The sequence below is a fragment of the Colwellia sp. M166 genome, from assembly GCF_024585285.1.
Classification (GTDB): Bacteria; Pseudomonadota; Gammaproteobacteria; order Enterobacterales; family Alteromonadaceae; genus Cognaticolwellia.
In genome coordinates this window covers 3,740,833-3,752,974 of record NZ_CP040755.1, presented here as the reverse complement: position 1 = coordinate 3,752,974, position 12,142 = coordinate 3,740,833, and the positions used below count along the sequence as shown (strand labels likewise).

General features: G+C 39.8%; 11 protein-coding genes and 1 other RNA gene. 3 read left to right on the top strand and 9 right to left on the bottom strand.

Going from position 1 to position 12,142, the window contains the following annotated elements; all coding sequences use genetic code 11:
- The first annotated feature begins 102 nt into the window (after positions 1–102).
- The 3 genes from FGD67_RS16965 to FGD67_RS16955 are packed head-to-tail and all read left to right on the top strand — an operon-like array spanning position 103 to position 3,598.
- Positions 103–609 carry a (2Fe-2S)-binding protein gene (locus FGD67_RS16965; protein WP_257172251.1) on the top strand — a complete coding sequence of 169 codons (507 nt, stop codon included), beginning with the start codon at positions 103–105 and terminating at the stop codon, positions 607–609.
- Positions 606–2,909, top strand: a complete 2,304-nt coding sequence (locus FGD67_RS16960) for a xanthine dehydrogenase family protein molybdopterin-binding subunit (protein WP_257172250.1) — start codon at positions 606–608, stop codon at positions 2,907–2,909. Before FGD67_RS16965 ends, FGD67_RS16960 begins: the two co-directional genes overlap by 4 nt.
- On the top strand, positions 2,906–3,598 hold the full coding sequence (locus tag FGD67_RS16955) for a hypothetical protein (protein WP_257172249.1): 693 nt from the start codon (positions 2,906–2,908) through the stop codon (positions 3,596–3,598). Before FGD67_RS16960 ends, FGD67_RS16955 begins: the two co-directional genes overlap by 4 nt.
- 535 nt (positions 3,599–4,133) lie before the next feature.
- On the opposite strand, the gene ffs is transcribed toward FGD67_RS16955, so the two are convergent.
- The 9 genes from ffs to FGD67_RS16910 all read right to left on the bottom strand — a co-directional run bounded on the left by ffs (position 4,134) and on the right by FGD67_RS16910 (position 12,025).
- An RNA gene (ffs, locus tag FGD67_RS16950) (signal recognition particle sRNA small type) lies at positions 4,134–4,230 on the bottom strand.
- Between the two features lie 89 nt (positions 4,231–4,319).
- Positions 4,320–4,898 (bottom strand): 1-acyl-sn-glycerol-3-phosphate acyltransferase, encoded by a 579-nt coding sequence (locus tag FGD67_RS16945; protein WP_257172248.1) that lies wholly within the window; start codon positions 4,896–4,898, stop codon positions 4,320–4,322.
- 20 nt (positions 4,899–4,918) lie between these two features.
- A complete protein-coding gene (locus FGD67_RS16940) occupies positions 4,919–5,767 on the bottom strand; it encodes a DUF3014 domain-containing protein (protein ID WP_257172247.1) in 849 nt (282 codons plus the stop codon).
- A gap of 77 nt (positions 5,768–5,844) precedes the next feature.
- Positions 5,845–6,486, bottom strand: coding sequence for a maleylacetoacetate isomerase (gene maiA, locus FGD67_RS16935; RefSeq protein WP_257172246.1), 642 nt, complete (start codon positions 6,484–6,486; stop codon positions 5,845–5,847).
- Between the two features lie 59 nt (positions 6,487–6,545).
- On the bottom strand, positions 6,546–8,096 hold the full coding sequence (gene tyrR / locus FGD67_RS16930; RefSeq protein WP_257172245.1) for a transcriptional regulator TyrR: 1,551 nt from the start codon (positions 8,094–8,096) through the stop codon (positions 6,546–6,548).
- 114 nt (positions 8,097–8,210) lie between these two features.
- Complete coding sequence (locus FGD67_RS16925) at positions 8,211–8,549, bottom strand: 4a-hydroxytetrahydrobiopterin dehydratase (protein WP_077285357.1); 339 nt, start codon at positions 8,547–8,549, stop codon at positions 8,211–8,213.
- 11 nt (positions 8,550–8,560) lie between these two features.
- Positions 8,561–9,373, bottom strand: a complete 813-nt coding sequence (phhA, locus tag FGD67_RS16920) for a phenylalanine 4-monooxygenase (RefSeq protein ID WP_257172244.1) — start codon at positions 9,371–9,373, stop codon at positions 8,561–8,563.
- A gap of 205 nt (positions 9,374–9,578) precedes the next feature.
- Entirely contained in the window at positions 9,579–10,598 is a 1,020-nt protein-coding gene (locus FGD67_RS16915; RefSeq protein ID WP_257172243.1) for a YcjF family protein, read from the bottom strand.
- On the bottom strand, positions 10,595–12,025 hold the full coding sequence (locus FGD67_RS16910; protein WP_257172242.1) for a YcjX family protein: 1,431 nt from the start codon (positions 12,023–12,025) through the stop codon (positions 10,595–10,597). Before FGD67_RS16910 ends, FGD67_RS16915 begins: the two co-directional genes overlap by 4 nt.
- Positions 12,026–12,142: the final 117 nt, after the last annotated feature.

The following is a 12,142-nucleotide window of genomic DNA, read 5'->3' as shown; positions in this document are numbered from 1 at the left end:
GATGGCTAAGCTACTCAGTGTCAACTTTGTGAAATTAAAACTAAAGATAACAAAATATAGTCTAGTATTGTCCATAGACCTCCGCGATTAAAGGACCGTACTATGGTGACGTTTACGTTAAACGGCAAAAACGTTGAATCCAACTCCCCTGAAGATACCCCACTACTTTGGATTATTCGTGATGAATTAGGGTTTAAAGGCACTAAATTTGGCTGTGGTATCGCCATGTGTGGCGCCTGTACCATTCATATTGACGAACAAGCGGTGCGTTCTTGTAATTTCCCACTGAAGCAAGCGCAAGGTAAAGCTATAACCACTATAGAAGGGCTTAACAATTCCCACCCGCTGCAAAAAGCTTGGATAGCAGAGCAAGTACCCCAATGCGGTTACTGCCAGTCTGGACAAATTATGCAAGCAGCTACGTTACTTAAATATTATCCGTCACCTAGCGATGAGCAAATAGTTACCCACATGAATGGTAATTTATGTCGTTGTATGGCTTATCTTCGCATTAAAAAAGCCATCAAACGCGCAGCAAAAGATACATCAACAGTCGCCAATGCAGGGGTTAATATTTTCACTGCCACTGAACAGAAGGTGCAATCATGAGCATCTCAGATAACAGCAATGACAAGATAGATCTGTCACGACGCAATCTGCTTATTGGTTCAGTTGGAGCAGCATTTGTTGTTGCTTTTGCACCTACGCTGCTAGCGCAAAAAATATCAGTCAACAAAATGCTTGCTGAGCATAACTTTTCGCCAACGCTTTGGTACGAAATAGATCAACATGGTGTGATTAAAGTTAATATTGCGCGCGCTGAAATGGGTCAGCATGTCGGTACTGCATTAGCTAAAATAGTGGCTGAAGAATTAGGTGCCAATTGGAACGATGTCATTATTGAACACGTTGATACTGACCCTAAGTGGGGCATGATGGTAACCGGCGGCTCTTGGTCGGTGTTCCAAAGCTATGAACCGTTATCACGTGCTGGTGCCGCAGGCAGAGCAATTTTAATTGAGGCTGGCGCCAAAGTCTTGAACAAGCCAATAAAAAACTGTCGTACAGACAATGGCTTTGTCATTTGTGGCGAGCAACGAGTCAGCTTTGCTGACTTAATTAAAAGCCAACAATTCAGTAAAACCATTCCTGTTGATGAACTTAAAAACCTCGCCATTAAATCACGCAAGCACCACACGATTATCGGTAAACCGAGTCAAGCACTCGATATACCCGCTAAAGTCAATGGCAGCGCCGTTTATGGTATCGATGTGGAAGTTCCGGGTATGCTTTACGCTCGGCCAGTAGTTCCCCCAACGAGATATGGTAATAAGGTTAAAGGCGTTGACGAAAGCGCGGCAAAAAAAATAAAAGGTTACCAAGGTTATAAAGAGCTATCCGACCCAAGTGGCTGGCTTGAAGGCTGGGTAGTGGTTTTTGCTGACAGTTACCCGGTGGCAATACAAGCAGCAGAACAGATAAAGGTCAGCTATTTCAACAATGATGCCTTGAGTATTTCTGAAGCGAACATTCAGCAGCACGGACAAGCGCTGATATCTGATCCTGATGCCGGTGCATTGCTGGTTGATGTTGGCAATACCACTAAGGCACAAAAAAGTGCTGCTAGCCAAATTAATGCCACTTACACAACATCGACAGCGATGCACTTTCAGCTTGAACCGGTTAATGCCGTGGTAGAATTTAAAGACGATGTTTGGCACATTCATAGTGGTAATCAATGGCAATCGCTAACGTTACCTGAGGTAGCTAAAGCCCTTGAGGTCGATAGTTCAAAAGTTATTATTCATCAATATTATCTAGGCGGCGGCTTCGGTAGACGGCTCTTTGGTGATTATATGATTCCAGCAGCACTTGCGGCCAAAGCGATAGGTAAACCGGTAAAAATGATTTTTACTCGCGAAGACGATTCACATTTTGATCAACCTCGTTCACCTAGTGTTAGCCATTTAAACGCAACATTTGATGACAATAATAAACTGGTTAGCGTTGAACACAGATTCACCTCTGGCTGGCCAACTAAAGCCATGGCACCAGGTTTTTTAGCACCAAGCAAAGATGGCAAAAAGAAAATTGATATGTTCTCCGCTAGTGGTTCAGACCACTGGTACTCACTACCTAATCACAAAGTGTTAGTTTATAACAATGACCTTGCGCAAAAAACATTTGTACCGGGTTGGTTAAGATCAGTAGGACCCGGCTGGATCCAATGGAGTGTCGAGTCATTTATGGATGAGTTGGCTCATAAAAGTGGTCAGGATCCGACCCAGTTCCGCCTAGCTTTACTTGATGCCCAAGGCCGACAATCAGGCAGCGCACCACACTCAGTTGGAGGTGCTAAACGCTTAAAAAATGTTTTAACAACATTAGCTGAAAAAGTAGATACCGCGCAAGTGTTACCTAAAAATCAAGGCATCGGAATTGCGCTCAGCTTCGGTCAAGAGCGTTCTATGCCAACTTGGGTCGCACTAGCTGCGCATATTGAAGTCGATCCTGACTCAGGTAAAGTCACAGTCAAAAAATTAACTTGTGTGGTTGATTGCGGTGTAGTTGTTCATCCTGATGGCGCACTAGCACAACTGGAAGGTTCATTACTTTGGGGCGTCAGTTTAGCACTGCACGAAGGTACTGAATTTAAACACGGACAAGTTGCGAGTAACAATTTACATAACTACTTTCCTTTACGTATGAAAGATGTTCCTGAAATGGATATTTCCTTTATTAAAAGCGACGAGTTTCCAGTCGGCCTTGGTGAGCCAGGCACTACGGTAGTAGCGCCAGCCATTGGTAATGCTATTTTTAACGCCATGGGAATTAGACTTAGAGCACTGCCAATGACGCCAAAAAGTGTACAAGCCATGTTAAAACCTAAGCAAGGAGCTAGCGCATGAACTGCCTAAGTAAAGTCGGTATATCTGCTTTAACACTCGCGATAAGTGCTCTATCATTACCGGCTGCAGCCGAAGATCCTTATCAAGCGTTTATTAAGCAACCCAATGCCGATACTGCATTTCAATATATACACCAAGTTGCCATACATCCTCGCTGTCAAAATTGCCATGGCGAGGTCGATAAAAACGGCAGTTTTTATCCAACGGTTGGCGAGCAACGCCGCCCTCATCCAATGAATATTACCATCGCCAATAATGTCGTACTGTTTAAAGATGCTGAAACATTTAAGCAAGTACCGGGTGTTGCGCTCAACTGTAGCTCCTGCCATCAGCACCAAAATGGTGATAAAAAGGGTATGCCGCCAGGTAATATCACAGCAGAAATGCCAGGTTTTGTTTGGCATATGCCACAAAAAAATATGGTTATTTCTAATGGTATTACCGCTCAGCAATTATGTAACAAATGGCTAGATCCCACGCACAATAGTAGCCACTTAGCCCAGCGAGGTGGCAAAGATGATCTTGTCACCTTTAAAAAAGAATTTCACCAGCACCATGTTACACTTGATCCGCTCGTGGCATGGAGCTGGTCTCCAGGCCCAGGAAGAGAGAAAGCCCCTGGCCAGCATCAAGACTTTATCCGCGCGGTAGGTCTATGGATAGATGCAGGCGCACCTTGCCCGCAATAAATAATTACAACAAAAATCAAAAATTTCGCAACTAATACCAATTCTAATAAGTTGGTATAAACTTTCTTGATATTTTGAGTTAGCTAGCGAAAATGTTTGTAAAGCCAATTAAGATATTCTCAAACAACTTAATTTAGTACCAATTCTACTAAGTTTCTTCCCACTCAGTGCAGTTTAAAAGGTTTAGCGACACAGGTTCGCAGTTCCAGACTGAACCTCAGATCAGTACCTACATCCATGTAAGTAGGCATTGATTAAAGATAATGGTTATTCCCTTGTCGAAATCAATAACGCGGCCTGTAAGCCTTTTAAAATCACCCTTCAGGAGCTCTGAGTGGGAACAAACTTAATAGACTTGGTATAAGATAATGACGGAAGATAATTGCAACATAAATTCAAAAACGATGTATAAATACTTAACGGTGAACGCTAAAAGTCAAAATTTAATCACCAATAGTGTAATGCGATATTAAAGCCTGTTTTTGAGGAAGTATAATATTGAACAATTAGATAGACTTTTAAGATTGGGTGGCGACCCTAATAGCCACACTCCGGCACATGAGTCGTCTGCTGCGGTTGCTTCCTTCCGGATCTGGCCGAGTTCACAGAGTATCATTGCGAAGGGACCAAAAGGGTCACCATAGTAGCGCTTAAGAATATCTTTAGCGCGGCGCGAATTATCGCTAATCAATTGCTCAGTTGCAAGCGCTAGTTGCTAAAATCAAACTGCTTGGGGATTTTTTGCACAAACTTCAGAAAACACTTGCTTAAAGTCAATTAATTCTTGCTCGATCTCCCCGGTTATGCTGACCGCTAGATGAAATCGTACTTCTTTTTTAATAAAATCAAAACTCACAGGTATGACAGGTACATTTGCTTGTTTGGCTATATGTAGAAACCCCGTTCTCCATTCAACCGTTTTGCTGCGAGTACCTTCTGGTGCTAAGCCTAAAATGAATGCATCACTTTGCTTAAATTTTTCGACTATCTGGCCAACAACACCACGGCTGTGACTACGATCAACAGCAATGCCACCAATTGCTTTTAATAATGTTTTCACTGGCCAACGAAAAATACTCGCCTTACCAAAAAAAGATACTTTGAGGTTTAATGAAAACATCGCAGCAATACCGATAAAGAAATCCCAATTTGAAGTATGCGGGGCAACTGCCAGAATAAATTTATCTTGCGGTGGTAACTCTCCACAAATTTTCCAGCCATTGAGCAGTAGCATTTTTCTCGCTAAGCGTCCCAAGACGCCATAATCTCGTCTTGGAACGCTTGTTGGAACCATTGGCATTTTCAATTTCTTGCTCAATGTTAACGCGCTTTAGCTAGCTTTTCATTAATCTCTAATAACACTGACTTGATGACAAGCAGGTTTTCTTTGCCTAACCTAAGTAAAAGTTTCTCTGCGTCATCTAAAGATTCTAAAGATTCATCTTTATATTTATACATAACACTAGGTCGCTCTAATTCGGGTTGATTTTTAGGGATTTCCATATCCAAAACCTTCGTTATTGCCCCATGCAAAACTTCCGTAAAGTCATCATCGGGATAGCCTAATTCAGCATAAGCTTGATCAATTAATGGTTTTAACTCGACGTACCATTGGATAAGCATTTCACTATCCATCGAGCGCAATAAGTCAACATAAAGACTAAAACGACGCGTATTGCTTTCATCCCACTGCCATTTAACACCATTATCAGCTTGTGATTCTATTGCCGTGAATTTTGCATTAGGCGTAACTAATGGCGTGTGTTCATAAGCTAAAGTGCCTTGACTGAAGTTATCAGTAAAAACTACAAAGCGGCGAATCATATCGTCAGTTACCATTAATTTGACTAACTCCTTACGCCAGGTTAAATCTGGCAGTTTAGCCGTAAACCAGCTATCGCTTTCATCCAAGGTCGGTAATATAATCTCTGGTTCGGGCTCAACAACGTCTTCAATAACCAGCTCATCTAGAACTTCAGGCTCAATTATCTCAGGTGTAGCTTCAACTACAAGTTCTGGCTCTGTCACCGTGGTTGAAATCGCCGGAACATCTATTTTATCATCTTCAGCAATGACATAGTAATAGACGACAAATGCCATAATAGCGGCAATGATTATCGCAATAATAGCCCAAGGTGTTTGTTTCTGTTCAGCATTTTGAGTTGACATAATAACCTTTATTTTTTGTAGTTAATGACATAACAAATGGTAAGTATTGACACACTAACCTTAAGAAAAATTTTATATTAATGTTGTGCATCTGCCTGATTTTCGGGTAATGCTGCAATAAATGCTGCGTGCTGATTACAATTATCAGCCACTCGACAAATATTTGGGAACTCGCTCATATCAAGATTAAATCGATAAGCATTATAAACTTGTGGTACTAAACAAATATCAGCCATAGTAATATTATCACCAAAACAGTATTTACCCGAGTTTACTTTTAACTGCTGTTCTATAGCGTGGAAACCTATCCTCATCCAATGATGGCTCCAAGCCAATTTATCACTCTCTTGTGCCGATAAATGTTTAGCCAAATATTGTTGCACTCGCAAATTATTAACCGGATGAATTTCACAGGCAATATCAAGTGCTAATGCTTTCACTTTCGCTTTAACAACGACATCTTCAGGATAAAGTACTGATACAGGGTACTTCTCATCTAGATACTCAATAATAGCAATTGACTGATGTAACACCACATCTTCATCAACAAAAGTTGGTACTAAATGTGTTGGATTCAGTTGGGTATACATAGCATCATGCTGCTCGCCACCATTCTTAACCAAATGTACCGGAATAGATTCAAATTCTAAACCTTTTAAGTGCAGTACGATTCTAACCCTATAGGCCGCAGATGAACGCCAATAACCATATAATTTCATTTTTAATACTCAAATCATTTTATCGTAAGGCTAATATCAGCATATTAGCCTGCTCTGTATTAAATTTTAACGGTTTTTTTATTAATATCGTAGTCACGCAGTTTGTTGGCAATAGCCGTATGGCTAAGGCCTAACTTTTTGGCTAATTGTCGTGTACTCGGGTAAGCTGGATACAATTTACGCAATAAATCTGCTTCAAAATTTTTCACTGCCGCATCCAAAGTACCTTCAAAATCTTGTTCTAAATAACCATGCTCACGCGTATATGCGGGTAATTGTAAATGAGAAGTCATGATGATATTACCCTCAATTAACGACACGGCTCTGATCAAAACGTTCTCAAGTTGCCTAACATTGCCCGGCCAAGGGTAATGCTCAATAAACTCAAGACATTCTTTATCAAAAGAAATATGCGTTTTACCAATACGTTGACCAAATTTAGCAACAAAAAGTTCCGCTAGAGGAACAATATCTGCACGCCGTTCTCTCAAAGAAGGAATGTTAAGGCCTAAGACATTTAAACGATAATATAAGTCTTCTCGAAATTCACCAAGTGAGACCATGCTAAGTAAATCACGATTGGTCGAGCCAATAATACGGACATTAACTTTAATTTCTTTCTCGTCATCAATACGCCTAAATGTACCATCTTGAATTACACGCAAAACTTTGGTCTGTAATTTTGCCGACATTTCACCGACTTCATCAAAAAATATCGTGCCGCCATCAGCTGATTCAAAAATGCCACGCTTGCTGTTTACTGCGCCGGCCGTGCCTGAGCCAAACAATTCAGTTTCGGCAGCATCATCGGGTAATGCTGCACAACTTAGCGTCATAAAAGGTTTATCAGTTCGATCACTCGCGGCATGACAAGCTCGAGCCAATAGCTCTTTACCGGTACCTGTTTCTCCAACAATCAACATAGAAGAATCAAGTAAAGCCATACGCTTAGCTTCACGTATCAATTTACGCATTGAGCTACTGTTCGCTTGAATACCAGTAAAGTTATTTTCATTGGCTTTCTTAAAAGCACTTATTTGTTGGCCTAATCTCGCTTCCGACTTTAATATCAATACTGCACCAGCCAGTACTTGTGCTTCATTGCCTTCAGCAACATGAATAGGAATTATATCAGCAACAAAATCATCTTCTTGAAATTTAATGCGACGTGTTTGCGCCAATACTTCTTCTCCATCGAGCCAGCGAGTAAAATTAAAGCCTTTTAGCCACTGCCCAACATTCTCGCCAACAATATGTTCAAGCGAATTACACATAATTTGCGCTGCAGCATTATTGACCATACGTATTTGCCCTTTACTATCAACTGAAATAAAAGGATCAGGAAAAGTTTTAACTAAAGTTTCAAATTCATTTCGCTCACGCTCAGACGGCATATAGGGTGTGGTTTTTACATCTAAAACGCCGTCAATTAAACGTAATTGTGGCATAAAATCCTGTAACTCAGAAAATTCTAAGTCTGGTATATTTATAAAGATTTTTCCGGGTTGTTTCAATTCAATACCGCGCAGATCAATGTCGCGGTCAACAAATATTGCCAAAACACTTTGTGCGATACCAACTCGGTCGTGACAACCAATTTCTAAACGCATTTATTAACCTCAAGCAAACAACAAAACCTAGTAATGCTATTGTAAACTATTTTTTACAACAAAAAAAAAAGCCCCCTGTAATAGGAGGCTAGTCGATATTGTTGTAAGCAAACGTTACAGAAGCTGATCAGTTTTTGCTGCACAGATAAAGTCATTTTTATGCAGCCCTTTGATAGCATGGGTCCACCAAGTAACTTTTACTTTACCCCACTCTAATAAAATAGCTGGATGGTGGAACTCCTCTTCGGCTAATTCTGAAACTTTATTTGCAAACGCCCAAGCTAGTTTATAATTTTTAAACTTATAAACCCTTTCTAGCATCATAACGCCATTATTTACTGCCGGTACCCAGTCAGGTATTTGCGCTAAAAGACTTGCTAGCTCGTCGTCACTCACTTTAGGTGCGTCAACTTGGCATGCTTCACATTGTTGATTGGATAATTCACCGCTCATAAAAAATTCCTTTAACTCGCTTTTGAGGTTGTTTTTAATTCAAATTTAGCTGGATGTAAGCCCATTACTTTTGCTTGTTCTACTAATGCCATAATATCTTCTACTTCTAATTTTCGTATATCATCAAGATCACTGACTTTGGTAAGCATAAAGTAAATAGGTTGCATAATATCAATACGATATTGTGTTCGTAAAACATCTAAAACATCGAGTGGCTTTCTTTCGACATTTTTATCATTTAGCGCATATTCTGTCTCACTTGGTGAAGACAAGATACCACCGCCATATACACGTAAGCCTTTGGGCGTATTTAATAAACCAAACTCAACAGTAAACCAGTATAAGCGTGCTAAGAACACGCGATCTTCTTTCGATGCATTTAACCCCATCATGCCATAGGCTTGGGTGTAATTAGCGAAAGATTCATTAGTCAATAATGGACAGTGACCATATATTTCATGAAATATATCGGGCTCCTGTAAATAATCAAACTCTTCCTGCGAACGGATAAATGTCGCAACCGGAAACTTTCGCTCTGATAGCAAACGAAAAAACTCACCAAAACCAATCAGTGCCGGTACAGGTTCACAGCTCCAACCGGTTGTAGATCTCAATACCATACTAACTTCTTCTAATTGAGGGATATGGTCTTGCGGAAGCTTTAACTTGCTTAAACCTTCAATAAATTCGTCACATGCAGTATCATGCACCGTTGACAATTGTCGGGTAATTAATGCTTGCCAAATTTTGTTTTCTGCTACAGACCAAGCAATATTACCCTGTTCATCTGCAACTTTTGAAACATACTTAGTCGCCTTCGCCATTATGTTAACCTTACTTAGTGAATATCAATTTTTTTAATGTTATTTTGATATTTAGAACAACTGTTGTGCTTCAATAGTAAGGCAACAACAGTAGAAAAAGCACGACTTTCAAAGTGGCTATTTTTCAAGCAGAACAAAAGAGTGTAAAATTTGTGTTACATCTAAATGTACAAATGAAAAATTAGTGTTTATTTTCAATGATATATTATGGTTTCTTTATCAACTGTTGTACTTGACTAACTATTTTTTGGCGTATATGACCAAGTCTAGGAGCATCATCAGCAAAAGGGATTGGTCGACACAAATGCATAGCTTTTAGCCCTAATCTGGCCGTTAGCATGCCTGCCCCTAGGCCTTGTGCCATACGTGTAGACAATTTCCCTAAGAGCTCAGCACCGAGTAAATCTGCACCTAAATCTGCTACTAATTCACTTGCGCCGGCATAAGCCATATTGACAATAACTTGCTTAATTAACTTTACCCGACTCCAATAACTTAGCTTTAAACCATATAAAGCCGCTATTTTATTTACTAAGCGTAAATTTCGCCACAGCATCAGCAGCATATCAAGAATAGCAATAGGACTGAGTGCGACTAAAACGACTGATTCGGAGGAAAACTTGGCTATTTCTTTTAGGGCTTTTTGATCAACTTGAGACAACACATTACGTGAATATAATTGCATAATTTCAACATCATTGTATTCCTCAAGCTTTAAGTTTTGCCATGCACCATGGTCAAACTCAGCTAGATCGCTCGGTAAACGTTGAGAAATTTTTTCACAGAGGCTCGCGGCATCAACATCATCAGTTTCAGTTTCATTGATAATATTTTGTGCTTGTTGCTTAAGATTCTGCTGAGATTTAAATTGTCTCAACCCTGACCACTCGCGCCAAATACTACGCCCACAAACAAGTGATAAACCAGCCAATAAAATAGCATATAAACTAGCAATTATTGGTGACTGGCTAAAACCATTCATAAAGAATTGTACCGTTTCAACACCAACTAAAGTGATAAAAACAATACCGAGCGTACGCCAAAGCCAACTTGGTTTCTTACTTTCTATGACTAAGTTATCATCGACTTGTTCTATTTGTTCATCACTTACCCAATCTTGCTCATTAACAATAATTTGCGAGGTATTTTCTTTGATAGCCTCGTCAGTAATATCAACCGCATCAAACAATATTTGTTGTTGATATTTCTCTTTATTCTCAATCATTTTAATTTATCTCCCAACAAAAACTGTAACATTTGATCCATGCGAAGGTGTGGTAAACACTCTTCTTTATTGGCTGAGCTTATTGGTGAAAAAGCGATATAGTTAAATGCTTGCTTTTGCCAATAATCAAGCTCTGGAATACTCGCAGGCACGGTACCCGGAAATAAAGTGATCATTTTATCATTAGTTAATTGTCGGCCTTTAATAACAGGAATGGTGCGCCCTTGGTATTGGCTTTTACCAACTTGCGTTGCTTTAACGGAAGCAATAGCAATGGTTTTCATCTTGATAGCATCAAAGCTTAATTGTTGCTTAGTTTGAAAAACTAGCTTATTTAACAGTGAAACCAAGTTACCATGTTGTTCAGGTGTAACATGGTCAGCCTTAGTTGCAGCAAATAATAGTCGATCAATTTTCGGTGAAAATAAGCGAGAAAATATACTCGATTGTCCATATTGAAAGCTTTCCATGATCATCGCCATAGCATTTTGTAAATCAGCAAAGCTCTCAGGGCCATTATTTAATGGCGTTAAACATTCGGCAAGGACAATTTGTCGATCAAAGTTAATAAAGTGCTCTTTGTAAAAGCGACGAACAACACGTTCTTTGTATTCAATAAATCGTGCTCGTAACATGCCAATATAACAATCGTCCTTGGCATTTTGGTAGTTATTGCTGTCAATCTCATCAAAGCCGCTGTAAGGAAAAAACTGTAATATTGGCGCATCTTCTAACTCGCCGGGTAAAATAAAACGACCCGGTTGAATAACTGATAAACCTAGCTGATGGCGAAAAATCAGTAACAGTTCGGTGTACTCTTTTGACAATTGCGCTAATACGCTTTCGTCGACACTGGCAAAAGGATCAAAGTCGGCTAATTTATCGAGAAATGTCTGTGCATGTGCATTTCTGGGTGCTTGACTAAGTAACGCTGTGGTTTGTTTGGACCATTCTTCAAAGGTCAGTGATAACATCGGTAAATCAAGCAACCACTCACCAGGATAGTCGGTGATATCAATATACAGCGTTGCTGATCCCGTGGCATATTTTAACAAAGAGTCTTTCGGTTGATAACGCACAGCTAGACGTAGTTCACTAATACCATTGGTTGGTTTTGGCCATTGTGGCGGTGACTGACACAATGCTGAAAACGCGCCATCATATTCAAACCTCGGGATATGAAGGTGCTTTTGTGGCACTCGTTTCGCAGCAATATAACGCCCCTCATGAACAACATTAAAAAAACTTAATTGTGAATTATTGCCTTCATTTAATAATTGATTAACCAGTGAGGTAATGAAAGCTGTTTTACCACTACGACTTAAACCAGTCACAGCAAGTGTTATATGTTGATCGATAGAGCGATTAACGAGATCACTAGCTTTTTGTTTTAATTTTTTTAATCGAGCTTTATTAATAAATGCCATAGTTGGGTGCTATTTTGGATTTTACATACGTTGAAGATAATCACTGTCCGCTACGTGTAGCACATTAGGAAGTAGTCGACTAAAGTCAGCGTATCAATACTATTATTAGCATTGATA